At 58.2% G+C, this 18261-nt stretch carries 14 protein-coding genes; all 14 read left to right on the top strand.

The features are described from left to right. Positions 1-91: 91 nt before the first annotated feature. The 14 genes from rfbF (at position 92) to IEC33019_RS16415 (ending at position 18260) form a co-directional block, all read left to right on the top strand. Positions 92-862 (top strand): glucose-1-phosphate cytidylyltransferase, encoded by a 771-nt coding sequence (gene rfbF, locus IEC33019_RS16480; RefSeq protein WP_070092456.1) that lies wholly within the window; start codon positions 92-94, stop codon positions 860-862. Beyond that, the gene (rfbG, locus tag IEC33019_RS16475; protein WP_212632835.1) at positions 844-1917 is read left to right on the top strand and encodes a CDP-glucose 4,6-dehydratase; all 1074 of its coding nucleotides are present in this window, start codon (positions 844-846) and stop codon (positions 1915-1917) included. Before rfbF ends, rfbG begins: the two co-directional genes overlap by 19 nt. Then, positions 1914-3236, top strand: coding sequence for a lipopolysaccharide biosynthesis protein RfbH (gene rfbH, locus IEC33019_RS16470; protein WP_070092454.1), 1323 nt, complete (start codon positions 1914-1916; stop codon positions 3234-3236). The genes rfbG and rfbH overlap by 4 nt, the downstream gene beginning before the upstream one ends. Continuing rightward, positions 3236-3931: a sugar phosphate nucleotidyltransferase gene (locus tag IEC33019_RS16465; RefSeq protein WP_070092453.1), complete on the top strand. Its 696-nt coding sequence runs from the start codon at positions 3236-3238 to the stop codon at positions 3929-3931. The genes rfbH and IEC33019_RS16465 overlap by 1 nt, the downstream gene beginning before the upstream one ends. Beyond that, positions 3928-5292: a GHMP family kinase ATP-binding protein gene (locus IEC33019_RS16460; RefSeq protein WP_070092452.1), complete on the top strand. Its 1365-nt coding sequence runs from the start codon at positions 3928-3930 to the stop codon at positions 5290-5292. Before IEC33019_RS16465 ends, IEC33019_RS16460 begins: the two co-directional genes overlap by 4 nt. After that, the gene (locus tag IEC33019_RS16455; protein ID WP_070092451.1) at positions 5289-7205 is read left to right on the top strand and encodes an N-acetylneuraminate synthase family protein; all 1917 of its coding nucleotides are present in this window, start codon (positions 5289-5291) and stop codon (positions 7203-7205) included. Before IEC33019_RS16460 ends, IEC33019_RS16455 begins: the two co-directional genes overlap by 4 nt. Then, the gene (locus IEC33019_RS16450) at positions 7198-8406 is read left to right on the top strand and encodes an FkbM family methyltransferase (RefSeq protein ID WP_070092450.1); all 1209 of its coding nucleotides are present in this window, start codon (positions 7198-7200) and stop codon (positions 8404-8406) included. The genes IEC33019_RS16455 and IEC33019_RS16450 overlap by 8 nt, the downstream gene beginning before the upstream one ends. Before the next feature lie 4 nt (positions 8407-8410). After that, positions 8411-10201, top strand: a complete 1791-nt coding sequence (locus IEC33019_RS16445) for a thiamine pyrophosphate-binding protein (RefSeq protein WP_070092449.1) — start codon at positions 8411-8413, stop codon at positions 10199-10201. Positions 10202-10203: 2 nt separating this feature from the next. After that, positions 10204-11073: a sugar phosphate isomerase/epimerase family protein gene (locus IEC33019_RS16440; RefSeq protein WP_070092448.1), complete on the top strand. Its 870-nt coding sequence runs from the start codon at positions 10204-10206 to the stop codon at positions 11071-11073. Between the two features lie 14 nt (positions 11074-11087). Next, positions 11088-12146, top strand: a complete 1059-nt coding sequence (locus tag IEC33019_RS16435) for a Gfo/Idh/MocA family protein (protein ID WP_099593752.1) — start codon at positions 11088-11090, stop codon at positions 12144-12146. Then, complete coding sequence (locus IEC33019_RS16430; RefSeq protein WP_244509749.1) at positions 12139-12981, top strand: SDR family oxidoreductase; 843 nt, start codon at positions 12139-12141, stop codon at positions 12979-12981. Before IEC33019_RS16435 ends, IEC33019_RS16430 begins: the two co-directional genes overlap by 8 nt. 102 nt (positions 12982-13083) lie before the next feature. After that, on the top strand, positions 13084-13716 hold the full coding sequence (locus IEC33019_RS16425) for a class I SAM-dependent methyltransferase (protein WP_081337447.1): 633 nt from the start codon (positions 13084-13086) through the stop codon (positions 13714-13716). Between the two features lie 29 nt (positions 13717-13745). After that, a complete protein-coding gene (locus IEC33019_RS16420) occupies positions 13746-14669 on the top strand; it encodes a LicD family protein (protein ID WP_157765895.1) in 924 nt (307 codons plus the stop codon). A gap of 81 nt (positions 14670-14750) precedes the next feature. Continuing rightward, a complete protein-coding gene (locus IEC33019_RS16415; protein WP_081337446.1) occupies positions 14751-18260 on the top strand; it encodes a glycosyltransferase in 3510 nt (1169 codons plus the stop codon). Position 18261: the final 1 nt, after the last annotated feature.

Below are 18261 nucleotides of genomic sequence, written 5' to 3'. Positions count from 1 at the left end.
GTATTTTTGCTTTCAGTCCGACCAGGCCACCGCTTTGGTCAGTAATTTGTCGGTGCAAAGGTGGCGTTGATCTTCTGAAGGTAAGCACTTAATGAAAACAGTCATTTTGGCCGGTGGCCTGGGCACACGCATCAGTGAAGAGTCCCACTTGCGGCCAAAGCCGATGATCGAGATCGGCGGCAAACCGATCATCTGGCACATCATGAAGATCTACTCCCATTACGGCATCAACGATTTCGTGATCTGCCTGGGCTACAAGGGCTACGTGATCAAGGAGTACTTCGCCAATTACTTCCTGCACATGTCCGATGTGACCTTCGACATGTCGGAAAACCGCATGCATATCCATAACCGCAATGCCGAGCCCTGGCGCGTGACGTTGGTGGATACCGGTGAAAATACCGCCACCGGTGGGCGAATCAAGCGCGTGCGTGACTATGTCGGCGACGACACCTTCTGTCTCACCTACGGTGACGGCGTGGCCAATGTCGATATCCGCGCACTGGTCGACTTCCACAAAAACCACGGCAAGCTATCCACCGTTACGGCAGTCCAGCCGCCAGGCCGCTACGGGGCGCTCGATGTGCGTGGCGAACAGGTCCAGGGCTTCCAGGAAAAGCCACTGGGCGACGGCGGGTGGATCAATGGTGGCTTCTTCGTTCTGGAGCCCGGCATCTTCGATTACATCGATGGTGACGCCACCACGTGGGAATACGAGCCGATGCGCGCCCTGGCGCAGGACGGCCAGTTGATGAGTCATACCCATCGCGGCTTCTGGCAGGCCATGGACACGCTGCGCGATCGCAACTACTTGGAAGAGCGCTGGAAATCCGGAGAGGCACAATGGCGAGTATGGCCGTAAGCCGCAGCTTCTGGTCAGGCCGCAGGGTCTTCCTGACCGGTCATAGCGGCTTCAAAGGCGGCTGGCTAGCGTTGTGGCTCAGCGAACTGGGCGCTGAGGTGTATGGCTATTCGCTGGCGCCCCAGACCACACCCGCACTCCACGATCAGGCCCGGCTGGCCGAGCGGGTTTCGGGCGAATTCGCCGACATCTGCGATGCCGACAGGCTCGCCAGCAGCCTGGTGGCGTTCCGTCCGGAGATCGTCCTGCACCTGGCGGCACAGCCGTTGGTGCGCGAGTCCTATCGCACGCCTGCACAAACCTATGCCACCAATGTGATGGGCACGGTAAATGTGCTGGAGGCCGTGCGCCAGTGTGATTCGGTTCGCGCGGTCCTGGTGGTGACCACCGACAAGTGCTACGAGAACCGCGAGTGGTTGTGGCCCTATCGCGAGCAGGATGCCCTGGGTGGACATGACCCCTATAGCAGCAGCAAGGCATGCGTCGAGTTGCTTTGCGCGTCCTGGCGCGAGTCCCTCCTGAAAGACCAAGGTGTGGCGCTGGCCACCGCTCGGGCGGGCAATGTGATCGGAGGTGGCGACTGGTCCGCCGACCGTTTGCTTCCGGACATCCTGCGTGCCTGGGATGCCGAGCAGTCGTTGACCTTGCGTTATCCGGGGGCGGTGCGCCCTTGGCAGCACGTGCTCGACCCGCTGCAGGGGTACCTGCTGCTGGCCCAGGCGCTGATCGAACAGGGGCAGGCGGTCGCCCAGGCCTGGAACTTCGGCCCCGACAGCGAAGGCACCGCAACAGTTGGCGAGGTGGTACAGACCATGGCCCGGCTTTGGCCTGGCGAGGCGCGCTGGGCGGTCGAACCATCCGCGCAGCCCCATGAGGCAGGTCTTTTGACCCTCGACTCTTCCATGGCACGCCAGCGCTTGGGCTGGCGTCCGAGCTGGGGCCTGGAGCAGGCCTTGCAGCGAACCCTCCAATGGCATTGCGCCTGGCGAGAAGGCCAGGACATGCAGCAATTTTGCCGCGCGCAGATCGCGGACCATGAAGGCGAAAACCGATGACTGATCAGACGGCGCAGCAGTTGCGCCAGCAAATTGCCGAACTCGTAGGCCGTTACGCGGAGCTGGAGCTCGCCACGCCCGGGTTCGTACCCGGTCAGCATGCCGTACCACCGTCGGGTAAAGTCATCGGCGCGCCGGAGCTGCAAGCCATGACCGAAGCCGTGCTTGACGGCTGGTTGACCACCGGACGTTTCAACCAGGCTTTCGAAAAGCGCCTGGCGCGCTATCTGGGGCGTCGTGGCGTGTTGACCGCCAACTCCGGGTCGTCGGCCAACCTGCTGGCCTTCTCCGCGCTGACCTCGCCGCGTCTGGGTGATCGCGCCATTGGCAAAGGCGACGAAGTCATCGGCGTGGCGGCGGGCTTTCCCACGACCGTCAACCCGATCCTGCAGTTCGGTGCGGTGCCAGTGTTCGTCGACATCGAGATGGGCACCTACAACATCGACGCGAGCTTGATCGAAGCCGCGATCGGCCCGCGCACCAAGGCCATCATGCTGGCGCATACCTTGGGCAACCCGTTCAACCTCAAGGTGGTGCGCGAGCTGTGCGACCGCTATGGGCTGTGGCTGATCGAAGACTGCTGCGACGCCTTGGGCTCCACCTACGATGGTCGTCAGGTCGGCAGCTTCGGCGACCTAGGCACCTTGAGCTTCTACCCCGCACACCACATCACCATGGGTGAGGGCGGCGCCGTGTTCACCGACTCTCCGTTGCTCAAGCGCATCGTGGAGTCTTTCCGTGATTGGGGGCGCGACTGCTACTGTGGCCCAGGCGAGGACGACACCTGCGGCAAGCGTTTCTGCTGGCAGTTGGGCGACCTTCCGCAGGGGTACGATCACAAGTACACCTACTCGCACCTGGGCTACAACCTCAAGATCACCGACATGCAGGCCGCCTGTGCATTGGCGCAGATGGACCGTGTCGATGACTTCATCGCCGCGCGCAAGCGCAACTTCACCTGGCTCAGCGAGCGCCTGGCCGGGTGCGCCGAGCAGTTGATCCTGCCGCAGGCCACCGCCAACAGCGATCCATCCTGGTTCGGCTATCCCCTGACCTTGCGCGATGGCTGTGGCGTCGAGCGCCTGGACCTGCTGCGTCACCTGGATGCGCAGAAAATCGGCACCCGCCTGCTGTTCGCCGGCAACCTGACGCGCCAGCCTTACATGAAAGACCAGCAGTACCGAGTGGCGAGCGACCTGAGCGTGACTGACAAGGTCATGAAGGACACCTTCTGGATCGGGTTGTGGCCAGGGCTGGGCGAAGAGCACCTCGAGCATGCCGCCCGCAATATCGAAGATTACGTGCGGAGGCTGCGTTGATGCGCGCCTACGTCCTGTGTGGCGGCTTTGGTACGCGTTTGCAGAGCGTGACCCAGGGCACCCAGAAAGCCTTGGTTGCTGTGCATGGCGTGCCGTTCCTGCAGGTCGTGTTGTGCCAGCTGGCACGAGCAGGCGTCACCGAGGTAGTGCTGTGTGCCCATTACCGTGCCGACCAGATGGCCGAGCATTTGGATGCATTGTCCAAGGCCTGTGGCCTGGTACTGCGGCTGGTGGTCGAGGCCGAACCACTCGGTACCGGCGGCGCGCTGCTGAACGCACTGGCCGAACAGGCCCCCCATGGCCGTTACCTAGTGCTCAATGCCGACACCTACCTGGACGCGCCTGCGTATCGTCTGGCGGTAGAGGCGTTGGGGCATGCCGTGGTCGGCGTCAAGGTCGATGATCGCAGCCGCTATGGCAGCCTGTCTCTCGATCAGGCCAATAGGCTGTGTTCGATCGAGGAGAAGGGGGGGGGCGGCCCGGGGCTGATCAACGCTGGCATTTACGCGTTCGACGTTGCAGCGTTCAGCGGGCGTGCGGTACAGGCCTGCTCGTTGGAGCGTGATCTGCTGCCGGAGCTGCTGGGACGTGAGGCTGTCATGGTATGCGAGTACGAGGGCCGATTCATCGATATCGGTACGCCAGAGTCCTTCGCCCGCTATTCCACTGAATTTCAATTGGACACCGCACAATGAGTTCACTCGTCCAGACCCTGAGCATCAGCGATCGACGCAGCATTCTTGATGCTGTCGAGCACATCGAAGCCGGTGCGCTGCAAATCGTCTTTGTCGTCGATGATGTGGGGCGATTGGTGGGCGTGGTGACCAATGGCGACCTGCGTCGTCATCTGTTGCAAGGCGGGCAGACGGACCTGGCGGTAACTGCCTGCATGAACCGGCAGTTCCGCGCCGTGCCCGTCGGCACCGCGCGTGAGGAACTGCTCAAGCTCTTCGACTTGGGTTATCTCGCCATTCCAGGGGTGGATGCCGAGCAACGGTTGGTCGAGGTCTATACACGCCAGCTCGCAGCCAGCCCCGAGGTACCTGTGCTGGCTAGGGCGCGCGCGCCGGTGCGCATGAGCTTCTGTGGTGGCGGCACCGATCTTACGTATTTTTTCATTGATCATCCGGCGGCGGTACTGAGCTGCACGGTTGGCCTGTATGCCCATGCCACTCTGGTGCCGCGCAAGGACAAGCTGATTAGCATTCATGCAGAGGACCTTGGTCGGGAAGAACATTTCGATTCGCTGGCGGATTTGTTGGCAACAGAAGACAAAAGCCTGCTGGCGACCATCGTCGCGGTCATCAAGCCCAGCTACGGTTTCGATCTGTTCCTACGTTCGGATTTTCCAGTGGGGTCCGGCTTGGGTGGATCTTCCGCTGCGACTACGGCAACCATTGCAGTGTTCAACGAGTTGCGCCAGGACCGCTGGAGCACCTACGAGATCGCCGAGCTGGCGTTCCAGGCCGAGCGCCTGTGCTTTGGCATTGCAGGCGGCTGGCAGGATCAATACGCCTCGGCATTTGGTGGCTTCAACCTGATCGAGTTCGAGAACCAGCGCAACCTGGTTCACCCGATCCGGCTGGAAGAGGCGATTCGCAACGAGTTCGAATCATGCCTGCTGCTTTGCGATACCGGTATCTCCCACGATTCTGGGCGCTTGCACGAGCTGCAGCGTGAGGAAATCGCCGCCGAAGAAACCCAGACGGAACTGCTGCATGCCAGTGTGGCGCTGTGCCGTCGCATGCACCGCCATTTGATTCGCGGCGAGTTGCGAGGAGTAGGTGTCTGCCTGGATGAGGCCTGGCGCCTGAAGAAGCGGTTCTCCTCGGCGATCAGTCATGGCCGCCTCGACAATATTTATGACGCCGCCATTGCAGCCGGAGCCGTCGGCGGCAAGCTGCTGGGCGCCGGTGGTGGTGGCTTCTTCCTGTTCTACGTCCAGCCACAACAGCGCCAGCGCGTGATAGGCGTGCTGTCCGAGCTTGGCTGCCAGACCCAGAATTTCCGCTTTGAATCCAGCGGCGTAACCTCATGGCGAGCAAAAATCCAATGACCACCCTTTATCTCGACGGCATCCCGCTTGGCGGTGAGCGCGTCTACGTCATCGCCGAAGTGGGTAACAACCACAACGGCTCCTTGGAGTTGGCCTGCCAGCTCGTCGATGCGGCCATCGACTCGGGTGCCGACTGCGTCAAGTTCCAGTTGCGCAATCGCGAAGCACTCTATCGCCGCAAGGCCGATGGATCGCGTGCCGAAGACTTGGGCGTGGAGTACATCCAGGACCTGCTGGACAAAGTCGAGCTGAGTCTCGACGAGCATCGCCAGGTGCGTGAGTACTGTGCGCAGAGGGGCATTACCTACCTGTGCACGCCGTGGGACGAACCCAGTGTCGATGCCTTAGCGTCATTCGACGTGGCGGCCCTGAAGATCGCCTCGGCCGACCTGTGCAACCCTTACCTGATCGCCAAGGCCGCGAGCCTGGGCAAGCCGCTGATCCTGTCCACAGGCATGTCCTTCGAGCACGAGATCATTCGTGCCGTCGAGCAGCTCAATGCGCTGGGTACGCCGTTTGCGCTGCTGCATTGCAACAGTGCCTACCCGGCACCGGAGAGTGATATCCAGCTTGGCTACCTGCGTCGTTTGCAGGAGCTGCACGGCCTGGTGGGGTATTCCGGTCATGAACGCGGTATCGCCATTACCCTGGGAGCCGTGGCCTTGGGGGCCAAGCTGGTGGAACGCCACATCACCCTGGACCGCAACATGGAAGGCCCGGATCACCTGGCCAGCCTGGAGCCGACCGAGTTCCGCCAACTGGTCGAAGGCATCCGCCAGTTGGAATTGGCCCTACCGTGGCAAGGGCCAGGTCGCCATGCCAGCCAAGGCGAGTTGCTCAACCGCGAGAACCTCGGCAAGAGCGTGATCGCCTCGCGAGACATCGCCCGTGGCAGTGTCCTGACACAGGATATGCTGCGCATCGCCAGCCCCGGCCAGGGCCTGGCCCCGTACCGCCTGGCGGAGCTGCTCGGCAAGCCGGCCCAGCGTGATATCGCCCAGGGTGACTTCCTGTTCGAGAGCGATCTCGAAGAGCAACAGGCCGAGGAAAAACTGGCGTTCCAGCTGCCCATTCGCTGGGGCGTGCCGGTGCGTTATCACGATTTTCTCGGTTACCGCCGACGCATCCAGCCGGACCTGTTCGAGTTCCACCTCTCGTACCGTGACCTGAGCCTCAAGCCTCAGCCTTTCCTCGCGCCGGTCGAATGTTCGCGCTTGGTGGTGCATGCACCGGAGTTGTTCGAGAACAGCGAGCTGCTGGATCTGGTCGCTGATGACCTGGCCTACCGTCAGCGCTCCATCGACAACCTACAACGTGTGGTGGACGCCACACTGCAGATGGGCGAGTTCTTCCCCAATGCCGATGCTCGCCTGATCGTCGCCAACATCGGCGGTTTCTCGGCCGACGCACCGCGCCCGCTGGCCATGCGCCCCGAGCTGTACGAGCGCTTCTATGAGTCCTGCGCGCGGATCGACTTCAGCGGCACCGAACTCATCCCACAGAACATGGCGCCTTTCCCTTGGCACTTTGGCGGCCAGCGTCACCAGAACATCTTCATGATGCCCGAGGAATTGGCGGCCCAGGCCCGTGAGCATGGCCTGCGCTTGTGCCTGGACCTTTCGCACCTGCAGATGACCTGTTTCCACTTCGGACTCGACTTCCAGGAGGCGCTGGCGCTGCTGTTGCCGTACTCGGCGCACCTGCATGTGGCCGATGCCAAGGGCACCAATGGCGAGGGCGTGCTGATGGGCACCGGGGACATCGATTGGCCGCAGGCTTGGGCGAAGATCAAGGCCCATCCGCAGGTGAGTTTCATTCCTGAGGTATGGCAGGGCCACAAGGATCATGGCGCAGGTTTCTGGTCGGCGCTGAAGTTCTTGAGCGCTTTGAGTAAGGAGGCGTCCCATGGGTGATCATTCGTTATCCGAACGGCTGGGGCGGTTGTTGAGTGAGCCGCTGGAGTCGGTTCGCAAGCGTCAGCAGCAGACGCTCTTGGATATCATCGGGGATTTCGATCAGCCGTTTGTCCTGTTTGGCGCCGGCCATCTGGGGCGCAGGGTCGTTTCGGTGTTGCTGGAGTTGGGGCAGGCACCGGTAGCGTTCATCGACAACAACCCTGCACTGTGGGGCACATCGATCATGGGCATCGAGGTGATGAGCCCTGCACAATTGGCTAGGCGGGATCATTTCAGCTTGCCTGCCGTTATCACCACCATCTGGTGTGGTGAGGCCAGTGACCGCATGGCTGATCGTTTGGCTCCTCTGCGGGCTTTAGGCTTTGAGCGCATTGCCTTGTTCGGGCATCTGGCATGGCTCATGCCAGAAAAGTTTCTCCCTTACTACAGCCTGGACTTGCCGGAGCACGTTATTCAGGCGGCGGTCGATGTACGAAAGGCGTTCGAGCTGCTGACGGATGAAGAATCCAAGCGTTTGTTCGTCGATCACGTGGAGTGTCGGCTGTTTCTCAATTATGACTTGTTGCCTTTGGCTTCGTCCCGAGCGATCTATTTCAACGAGCATTATGCCAATCGCCGGGATGACGAGGTGCTCTACGACATCGGTGCCTTCAATGGCGATTCGATTCATGGCTACATCCAAAGCGGTCGTAAACACCGGGAAATCCATTCCTTCGAACCTGCCAGGCAGAACTTCAGCGCGCTTGAGACCACACTCGCCCAGTTGGGAGGGAAGACCGCAGGTTTCTACGCCCATGCGCTGGCCGTGGGCGATCAAGTTGGAGAGATCCTGGTCGAGGCAGACTGCGGTGCGGCTGCTCGGGTAGGGGCAGGTAAGGAAGTTGTGCGCATGAGCACGATTGACGAACTGAGCAAGCAGATCGCGCCCGCGACATTCATCAAGATCGATATCGAAGGCTTCGAACCCCAGTGCCTGGAAGGCGGGCGCCAGTTGATCGCTCAGCGGCACCCTGTATTGGCTGTTTGCGTCTATCACGAGCAGACGCACCTGTGGAGCATCCTTCTGCAACTGCACAGTTATTACGACGGCTATCGCTTCGGTCTGTGCCAGCACTTGGCCGAGGGTTGGGATTTGGTGCTCTATGCCGTACCTGCTGATCGTGTCGCCCACCATTCGTTGAATCTTCAGACGGTCTAATCACATGCGCGTAGCCGACTTCGTTTTTGAGTTCATTGCCCGTCAGGGTGTTGAGCACGTGTTCTTCCTGCCGGGTGGCGGGGCCATGCATCTGAACAATGCCCTGTTGCGCCAACCGCGTCTGCAAGCGGTGAGCATGTTGCATGAACAGGGAGCCGCCATTGCGGCTGAAGGATATGCGCGTACCAGTGGACACTTTGGCGCCTGCCTGGTGACCTCCGGTCCTGGCGCCACCAATGCCATTACCGGTTTGGCCGGTGCCTGGTTCGAGTCGACGCCGATGATGGTTGTCTCCGGTCAGGTAAAGCGCGCGGACCTGAAAGGTGAGACCGGATTACGTCAACTCGGCACCCAGGAGCTCGACATCGTCAGCATGGTTTCTTCGGTCACCAAGTATGCCGTGTGCCTGTCGGATCCTCAGCAGGTCCGCTATGAATTGGAAAAAGCCCTGTACTTGATGCTCAACGGCCGCAAGGGGCCAGCCTGGATCGATATCCCGCTGGATGTCCAGGCGACGGAAATCGACCCAGAGCAGTTGCAAGGCTATGTCCCCGACGACCATGTACTGCCGGCATTGCCACAGGCTTCGGCGTTGGAAAAGTTGGCTCAACGTCTGCAGGGCGCCCACCGTCCGGTACTGCTGGTCGGCAATGGTATACATGGTGCCGGTGCCCAGGCCTCGATGCGCGAGCTGATCGAGCACCTGGGCATACCAACGATGACGACCTGGATCGGAGCTGATCTGCTTGAGTACGATCACCCGCTCTACTTTGGTCGCTGCGGCACCGTGGCGTCCCGCGGCGCCAACTTCACAGTCCAGAATGCCGACGTGGTAATTGCAATTGGTTGTCGTATGGACTTCTCCATTACTGGCTTCGACCGTAGTCAGTTCGCACGCGCTGCAACAGTCGTCGTGGTGGACATTGATCCGGCGGAAATCGCTAAGCTCGGGGATATGCCCGATCAATCCTTCGTGTGCGACGCCAAGGATTTCATCGTCGGTTTGCTTGAGCTGACTCGGGCGCATCGTTTTGACTTTAACGCTTGGCGTGAGCGCTGCACCGAGTGGAAAACCCGCTATCCGGTAGTGCTGGATGAGTACCGCAAAAAGCAGGGCTTTGTGAACAGCTATGTCTTCACTGACATGCTCTGCGAGGCCTTGGACGAGGATGACATGATCATTCCTGGCAGTTCTGGCGCGTCGATAGATACGTTCTGGATCTCGGCCAAGCTCAAACGTGGACAAAGAGCGGTGGCCACAGGTGGTTTGGGGGCGATGGGCTATGGATTGCCAGCCTCGATTGGCGGCTGCATTGGCGGGGGCAAGCGCCGCACGATTTCCGTGGACGGCGATGGTGGCTTCGTCATGAACATCCAGGAACTGGAAGTGGTTCGGCGCCTGCAACTCCCGATCAAGTATTTCATTCTCAATAACAATGGATATGCGTCTATCCGTGCGTCCCAGTCGGGTTACTTCAAGCAGACCATTGGCTGTGATCCGGTCTCTGGCTTGACGTTGCCGGATATCGGCGCCTTGGCTGAAGTCTTTGGCTTGCCTGTATTGCGTGTTAGCGAGCAGTCGGATCTGGCCAATGTCATCCGACAAGCCCTGGATACACCAGGCCCAGTGCTGTGTGAAGTCATGGTTGAGCCTGATCAAGCGATTGGGCCGCGAGTCACCTCTCGTATTGGCGAAAACGGGAAGATGGTTTCCAGCCCGTTGGAAGACCTGTTCCCATTCTTGGACCGTGAAGAACTCAAAGCCAATATGTTGATTCCGCTGGTGGATGAATGAGCATGTCCGAAGACTACCTTAAGCAGTACGCGCAGGCGGGCCTCTACACCATGCAGGGGCGCTTGGTCGCACCGCAGGACGGGCGCTTCCAGTCATTTCCGCGCGGTCAGTGGCGCGAGGAAATCGAGCAGGCGGCGGCCATCGGTCTGCGAGGCATCGAATGGATCTTCGATGTGTATGGCGTGGGCGACAACCCCTTGGAAACCCCTGAAGGTCGTCATGAGTTGATGGGGTGCTTGGCTGCCCGGGGAGTATCGGTTGTGTCGATCTGCGCCGATTATTTCATGGACCTCCCTTTGCTGCGCTGCACTGAGCAAGAACTACAGGAACGTCTTGAGAAACTGCGCTGGTTGATTGGCATCTGTCCGCAGATGGGGGTAGGGCGCATTGTGCTGCCCTTTGTGGACCATTCGCGAATCACCTCTGCGCAGGAGCAGACGCAGGTCATTGACTACCTGCGTCACCTCTTGCCGTTGGCGCAAGACTGCGCGGTGGAATTGCATCTGGAAACCGACTTGGCTCCCGAGTCCTTCCGCCAGCTGCTGCAAGATCTGGATCATCCGTTGGTCAAGGTTAACTATGACGCCGGGAACAGCGCTTCGTTGGGTTATGCACCGGCTGACGAATTTGCAGCCTACGGTGAGCGGGTTGGCAGTTTTCATATCAAGGATCGTCGCTTGGGCAGCAGCACCGTGCCGTTGGGACAAGGCGATACCGATTTTGCCAGCTTGCGGGAGCAGTTGATTCGCTTCGATTACCGCGGCGATTTTGTGCTTCAGGTTGCGCGGGGCGTGGCGGGAGAGGAGTCCGTCTGGTTACGGGAAATGAGTGAGCTGGCAGCCGAGTGGTTGCGTGGTAACCGTCTGGTTTAAGTGAGTGCAAGGGCATGGTGCGAATTCTTTTTTGTGGGCTGGGTGGTATTGGGCAACGCCATCTACGTAACTTGCGTAGTGTGCTCGGCGAGGAACTGGAAGTTCATGCATTTCGCGTGCGTCGGCAGCGAATCAAGCTACGGGATAATCTGACCGTGGAAGAGGGCGCCGATCTGGAAGCGGACTACGGCGTAATCGTCCATGATGATCTCGACAGCGCTTTGGCGTGCCAGCCTGATGCAGCCTATATCTGCAACCCGAATTCCTTGCACGTTCCAATTGCCCTGGCCTGCGCAAAGGCCAATGTAGCGGTGTTCATGGAGAAACCGCTGGCCAGTGATCTGCAAGGTATCGAAGAGCTGATGGCCTTGGTGGCTCAGAAGCAAATGCTCTTTTACGTGGGCTACAACTTCCGTTTCCACCCGGGCCTTCTGCGAATCAAGTCGCTGCTGGATGAGGGGTTCTTCGGCAATATCATCCGCGTCAGCGCAGAAATCGGAGAGTATCTGCCCAACTGGCACCGCTATGAGGATTATCGCCAGATGTATGCGGCCAGGGCTGATCAGGGCGGCGGTGTGATCCTTTCGCAAATCCATGAAATGGACTTGATCTATTGGTTCTTCGGATTGCCGCGCAACATCCTTACGGTGGGTGGGCAACTCAGTAATCTGGAGATCGATGTCGAGGACACCGCGACGTCACTCATGCATTACTCCGGGGACCGAGGCAGTTTCCCGATTCACTTGCATCAGGATTTCATTCAGCGTCCCCCTGTGCGTACCTTCAAGATCATTGGTGATGCGGGCGTTGCCGAGCTGGATCTGATCAACACCCGATTGGCGGTCTACAACGCTGTTGGCGAGCAGGTTGAATCCAACAGCTTCGAAGGCTTTGTGCGCAACGATATGTTCTTGGACCAGGCTAAGCACTTCCTGGAGTGCCTGCGGGGGCAGGCGCAACCACAAGTCACCCTGTTCGATGGCCTGCAAAGCCTGCGCCTATCGTTAGCCGCTCGTGAGTCATTGCATCGCGGTGCGCGGGTGGAGCTGGAGGAGATCGTTACTTATGGCTGAACATCACTCTTCAATGCAGCAGTTGTTCGACCTGAGTGGTCGAGTCGCGATCATAACGGGAGGAGGTGGCTTGCTGGGTTATCAGCATGCCGCGGCCGTGGCGGGATTGGGAGGCTTGCCGATCCTGCTCGATGTCAACGAGGCAGGTTTGCAGCGTAGCCGGGAGCGGCTGCTGGATGAGTGTGGTGTCGACGCGCAGGTGTATGTGACGGACATCACCTCCTTGCCATCGTTGGAGACGGTTCGCGACCGGGTGTTGGCCGAGCATCGCCACATCGACATCCTGATCAACAATGCTGCCCGCAACCCCAAGGTGGAGGATGGCGCAGGCAAGAATTTTTCTCGCCTTGAAGCGTTCCCCTGGGATCAGTGGCAACAAGATCTGGATGTTGGGTTGGGAGGTGCCTTCAACTGCGCCAAGATCTTTGGCCACCAGATGGCCCTGCAAGGCAAAGGCGTGATCGTCAATATATCGTCGGACCTTGGGGTGATTGCGCCAGATCAGCGTTTGTACCGCGTTGAAGGACGTGAACCGGAGCAGCAGCCTGTCAAACCGGTGACCTACTCGGTCGTCAAGCATGGCTTGATTGGCTTGACCAAATACTTGGCGACGTACTGGTGCGAGCAGGGGGTGCGTTGCAATGCATTATCCCCGGGAGGTGTTTATGCCGGACAGGATGATGTGTTTGTCAGCAAGCTGCGTCAGTTGATTCCCGCCGGGCGTATGGCCAATGCCGATGAATATCGTGGAGCTATCGCGTTCTTGTGCGCTGATGCTTCTCTTTACATGAATGGCTGCAACCTGGTGATGGATGGCGGTCGTAGTGTCTGGTGATTCGGCCTGGCAATAGCGCCGACAAGATCTCTATTTTTACCGATGCTGTTATGTATGCAGCAAGGGCACTGTGATTGAGCAGTGATTGTTTGGGAGTACGCAATGAGCCTTTTAGAAGAATCAAATTATTGGGACAGGTTCTACAGTAACCGTAGAAAAAGCGCTCCCGCCTATCCTTCACAGTTTGCTGCATTTGCCATCAACGAATTCACTGAGGTTGACGGCATTATCGAGTTTGGCTGCGGTAATGGCCGAGATAGCAGTTTTTTTGCTGCCTACGGTTTCGACATGCTGTGCCTGGATGCCTCTGCTGAGGCTATTGAATTGTGCCGGTCGCGTAACCAATATCCTCACGTGGGTTATGTGCATTCCCCAGCCGCGGCCTCAAGGGAATATATAAAAGCGTTCCTCGACGGTAAACGTAAGGTGGCTGTCTATGCTCGCTTCTTCCTGCATGCCATTGAAGAACGCGAAGCCAGTGCCTTGTTGGATTTGCTGGGGGTGCTCCTGCCCGTACAGAGCCAGCTGTTCTTCGAGTACCGCACCGTGGAAGATGCCGAGCAGGAGAAGATTTTCGGCACCGATCATTATCGCCGTTATCTTGATCATCAAGAGACGTTGGAAAATATACAAAAGGCTGGTTTCAACGTTACCTATCAAATTGAGGGGCGAGGCCTTGCAAAGTATCGAGATGAAGATGCGAAAGTAGGGCGCTGTGTGGCGCACAAGATTTAGATGGTTCGATGACGGGGCAGGGGATCACAATGCACGATTTACAAGGCAAAAAACTCGTATTGTTCGGCGCAGGCAAGAGCGGCGGGTTGTTCATTGAGCAAAATCGAGACCTGGAAATACTTGCGGTAGCGGATAATGACCCCGGCAAGCAAGGCGGAACATTGCTTGGCTATCCTATCATTGCAGCTGAGCAAATAACGGACTACCCCTGCGATACCATCGTTGTTACCAGTGTGTGGTTGGATAGCATTTTGAAGCAGCTTGATGACCTTGGGCTGGCCGGTATGCAAATTGTCATGCCTGGAAAGCGGGAAATGAAAGGGATGCGTGATATTCATCCCTTCTCCGATGCCCCCACCAAAGCGATCGCAGTGGAACTGGTGCTCACACTGGCTTCGCTGAGTGAAGCGGCAGGCATTGACCTCTATCTGGATTTCGGCACCTTGTTGGGAGCGGTGCGTGACAAGGACTTCATCGCTTGGGATGACGATATTGATTTCTCCGTCAACGAAACACAGTTCACTCAACTGGTGACCCTGCTGACGGAGAACCGCAACGGCTTGCCGCACCGAGAGGATATCGATTGGGACATGGAGCTACTCTCCTCTCGAGGCAGGGATTTCGCGCTCAGGATCACCTGTCGCAATGCTCCGGGCTTTAACAACATCATCCCGTTCGAGACAGACATTGCGCACCGTGTGCATCGGGAGGGTTCTGCCGTCATGGTGGGGGCCATGCCTGAATGGTTCTGTCCACAGAAGCACTTCGAAGGCTTTGACAGAGTGGAGTTGTTTGGGGCCGCCTTGAAAGCCCCCAAGGAGCCCTACGCCTATCTTGATTTTGTCTATGGAGAATGGCGCGTGCCGAAAAAGGACATGACATTTGCCGACTACAACCACTCGGGTGAAGTGAACTTTGAGAGCTACGACAACTCGGTCAGGCGCTTGAGCTGATATTTCACGTAATAATTAGCAGCCTGTTCTATTTGCAGGCGTTGTGGAAGTACACGAATGCCCTGTTGTCAGGAGTTGTAGATGATTCGTTCATTGTTTGCCAAGCGGCCAAGCCCTTATTACGTTGTCGCCCCTGACTATCGCCGGACTTCGGCAGGCATTCGTGTGATGCATATGCTTTGCGATGCATTGATGCGTTCGGGTTATGAAGCTTATATCACCGCTGGCGTGGTCGACCCGAGGCTCATGACTCCGCGCCTGACTGATGAAATCAGGGCGCAGCATCAGTCGCAAGGCGTAGAACCCATCGTCATCTACCCAGAGGTGATAGATGGCAACCCGTTGGCGGGAAATGTGGTGGTTCGGTATTTACTGAATCATCCTGGTTTCTTTGGCGCTGTTAGCCCGTTTGAAGATAGCGATATTCTCTTCTCCTATACTCGGGGGCTGTTGCAGCCCGGAATGCCTGACGACCGGGTCATGTATATGCCCGCCGTGGATACCACTATCTTCTGTCTGCCAACGGACAGTGCCATTCGAATACCGGGAAAGATCTGTTATTACCAAGGTCGGAATGGGCAAGCGCCCGTCGATCCCCAATTGCTAACGCCTGATGCTGTTGAAATCACGCTTGGAAGCCCGGGTACCTGGGAGGAGTTGGCGGCACTTTTCCAGCAATGTGAATACTTCTACTGCACCGAAGCGTCCGGGTTGGCGGCCGAGGCAGTGTTGTGCGGCTGCGTGGCAATTATTCTTCCCAATCGTTATGCCCCCCGCCCATTATCCCAGCATGAGAATAATAACTACGGTGTTGCATGGGGCAATACACCGGAGAACATCCAGCGTGCACGCGAAACAGCACCGCTCTTGCTGGAGAGTCTGCTGACGCATCGAAGGGCGTTCTGGGACTCGCTCGATCATTTCATTGAGGTCACCCAGCAGGCCGCCGACGCATACACCCAGCGGCCCCCCGTGCATCAGTCCCAGAGCTGGTTGGCGCATCGCACCCCAACCGCTGTGCAAACACAACTGATAGAGCAGCATACCCAGGGGATCACAGTCCCGGTGTTGGGCATCGTCATTCTGGATGCTTGCGGTGACACCCTCCAACTGCACCGAACCCTGGATAGCCTGGCTGCTCAAACGAGCAGTGCGGTGTCGGTGCGGCCGATGATCCTGACCGTAGCCACGGAGTTGCCTGAAGGTCACAAGGCGTTTGTCCTTGATGATGTGGATCCGGTATCCAGTATCAACCATGCCGTACTGGCAACTGCGTGCGATGCGTTCATGGTTGTCCGTTCGGGAGAGACATTCACCTCTTCCGGATTGATGAGCGCAGCGCTTCTCATTGCTGAAAAGCCGTCCTGGCGTGCCCTATACGCTGACGAAGGGATGCGGTTTGCGGACGGTCATCTCGATCTGTTGCTGCGCCCGGATATGAATCTGGACCTGCTGTTGAGTTTCCCGTCCAGCATGACGAGCCATTGGCTATTCAATCGTGATATCTGGCAACAGCAAGGAGGGTTTTTCAGCCAATACCCAGACGCCTTCGAGCTGGAGTTCATTTTACGTCTGATAGAACTTGCAGGGTATGAGGGGCTCATTCACCAGAGTGAGGCTTGGCTCATCGGCAACGCCCTGGTGATGCAGGATAGTGTTCAGCATCGACAGGTTATCGAGCGGCATCTGCACAAACGCGGCTTCGACGGTGCTGCTGTTGCAAGTCGATGGCCAGGGCTCTATGAGGTGGACTATGCGCATGCAGGGTCGGCGACTGTCAGTATTCTGATTCCTGTTGATGGAGAGCTGACTTATGCCCAGCGGTGTGTTGAAAGCCTGCTGGGGAATACCAGTCATAAAGAGTTTGAGCTGGTTCTGCTGGATCGGGGCAATGAAGACCCCTCGGTGATCAGTTGGCTAACTGGCATAGAGCAGTTGGCGGCTTCTTTCCTGCGTATCCTGCGCTGCCCTGCAGATACATCAATCGAGGCGATGTATAACCAGGCCGCCGATCAGACTCTTAGCGAGTTCCTGGTCTTCATGGATCCTCGAATCGGAGTGGCAGGGAGCGATTGGTTGCAGCAGCTCTTGAACCATGGCAGGCGCCCAGAGGTTGGTTGTGTCGCGCCCAAGCTCGTCGACAGCGAGGGGCGGATCAGCCATGCGGGGCTGCTGCTGGGGCAGGCGGAAGTCGTGACCAACCCCTTCAAAGGGATTCCAATGACCGATGCAGGGTATGCGCATCGTTTGCGGGTTGACCAAAGCTACACCGCGCTCGCCGGTGAATGCCTGATGTTGCGCAGAGAGTTGTTTGTAGCTGCGGGCGGTTTTGATGAGCAGATGCGGCCTTGGTCGAGTGTCGACCTTTGCTTGAAATTGCATCAGGCAGGCTACTTGAACGTATGGACCCCAAGGGTTCAATTATTGATCAGCCGAATCGAGACGCAGCCTGCAAGTGTTGAGCAGGAAGACCGCTTGTATGAGCGTTGGTTGCCAGCATTGGCCCGTGACCCGGCAAGTAATGCCAACCTTCTCGCGTCCTCGGAGGGCGTGTTCTCTTACGTCGACAATGCATTGTCCTGGCGCCCCTTGGCGTCGATGAAGGCGTTGCCCCGCGTCTTGGTGCAGTTGGATAAAGCAGGTGGAAATACCGGTGATCGCATCAAGGATCCGCTTGAGGCGTTAAATGAGCTGGGGCAGATACAGGGGACGTTTTCTTCTCGGCTGCTTTCGGTGACCGAACTGGAGCGTTTCGAACCTGACGCAATTGTGCTTGCTCGTACACTGGGCCTTGAACATCTTGATGCGTTGCGCCGAATGAAAGCCTTCTCGCGGGCGTTCAAGGTCTGTGATCTTGATGTTTACCTGCCCGACCTGAGTGCATCCGCCCCTTTCAAGAAAAAGGCCCCCGGTGACATCCTGGCCGCTATGCGCCAAGGGTTGGCATACATGGACCGGCTGGTTGTACCGACCACTTTCATGGCGCAGGTATTTGAGGGGTTCAACGCCGATGTTCGAGTGCTCGAAAATCGGCTGGCGCCTACCCGGTGGGGGGCTCTGCAAGGCTTGCGTCGACAAGATGGAAAGCCGCGCATTGGTTGGGTTGGGGCTGTCAGCGATGTCTCCGATCTGGAGATGATTGCAGAGGTCATCAAGTCGTTGGCGAATGAGGTTCACTGGGTGATGTTGGGGGCCTGCCCAGTGCTATTGCGCCCGTACATACACGAATTCCATCAGGCCGTCGGCATCGAGCAATACCCCGCCAAACTTGCCTCGCTGAACTTGGATTTGGGGGTGGCGCCCCTTGAGGATAATTTCTTCAACCGCTGCAAAAGCAATCTGCGTTTGCTTGAGTTTGGCGCCTGTGGCGTGCCGGTCATCTGTAGCGATGTGGAGGCTTATCGAGGCCAATTGCCGGTAAGGCGTGTAGACAATCGTCCCGAAGCCTGGCTGGACGCCATTCGTGCTCATATGGATGACCTCAACGCCGCCGCCGCATTGGGCGACTTCCTGCAAGGTAGCATTCGACGCGACTGGTTGCTTGATGGTAGTGCCCTTGCCGCATGGCACGACAGTTGGCTCGGGGTATAAC

It is taken from the genome of Pseudomonas putida (genome assembly GCF_002741075.1).
GTDB lineage: Bacteria > Pseudomonadota > Gammaproteobacteria > Pseudomonadales > Pseudomonadaceae > Aquipseudomonas > Aquipseudomonas putida_T.
This window is presented reverse-complemented; position numbering and strand designations above follow the sequence as displayed.

What these genes read in the sequence shown, in the direction of transcription:
- rfbF (WP_070092456.1), top strand. Translation starts at nt 92, where the DNA reads ATGAAAACAGTCATTTTGGCCGGTGGCCTGGGCACACGCATCAGTGAA.
- rfbG (WP_212632835.1), top strand. Translation starts at nt 844, where the DNA reads ATGGCGAGTATGGCCGTAAGCCGCAGCTTCTGGTCAGGCCGCAGGGTC.
- rfbH (WP_070092454.1), top strand. Translation starts at nt 1,914, where the DNA reads ATGACTGATCAGACGGCGCAGCAGTTGCGCCAGCAAATTGCCGAACTC.
- IEC33019_RS16465 (WP_070092453.1), top strand. Translation starts at nt 3,236, where the DNA reads ATGCGCGCCTACGTCCTGTGTGGCGGCTTTGGTACGCGTTTGCAGAGC.
- IEC33019_RS16460 (WP_070092452.1), top strand. Translation starts at nt 3,928, where the DNA reads ATGAGTTCACTCGTCCAGACCCTGAGCATCAGCGATCGACGCAGCATT.
- IEC33019_RS16455 (WP_070092451.1), top strand. Translation starts at nt 5,289, where the DNA reads ATGACCACCCTTTATCTCGACGGCATCCCGCTTGGCGGTGAGCGCGTC.
- IEC33019_RS16450 (WP_070092450.1), top strand. Translation starts at nt 7,198, where the DNA reads ATGGGTGATCATTCGTTATCCGAACGGCTGGGGCGGTTGTTGAGTGAG.
- IEC33019_RS16445 (WP_070092449.1), top strand. Translation starts at nt 8,411, where the DNA reads ATGCGCGTAGCCGACTTCGTTTTTGAGTTCATTGCCCGTCAGGGTGTT.
- IEC33019_RS16440 (WP_070092448.1), top strand. Translation starts at nt 10,204, where the DNA reads ATGTCCGAAGACTACCTTAAGCAGTACGCGCAGGCGGGCCTCTACACC.
- IEC33019_RS16435 (WP_099593752.1), top strand. Translation starts at nt 11,088, where the DNA reads ATGGTGCGAATTCTTTTTTGTGGGCTGGGTGGTATTGGGCAACGCCAT.
- IEC33019_RS16430 (WP_244509749.1), top strand. Translation starts at nt 12,139, where the DNA reads ATGGCTGAACATCACTCTTCAATGCAGCAGTTGTTCGACCTGAGTGGT.
- IEC33019_RS16425 (WP_081337447.1), top strand. Translation starts at nt 13,084, where the DNA reads ATGAGCCTTTTAGAAGAATCAAATTATTGGGACAGGTTCTACAGTAAC.
- IEC33019_RS16420 (WP_157765895.1), top strand. Translation starts at nt 13,746, where the DNA reads ATGCACGATTTACAAGGCAAAAAACTCGTATTGTTCGGCGCAGGCAAG.
- IEC33019_RS16415 (WP_081337446.1), top strand. Translation starts at nt 14,751, where the DNA reads ATGATTCGTTCATTGTTTGCCAAGCGGCCAAGCCCTTATTACGTTGTC.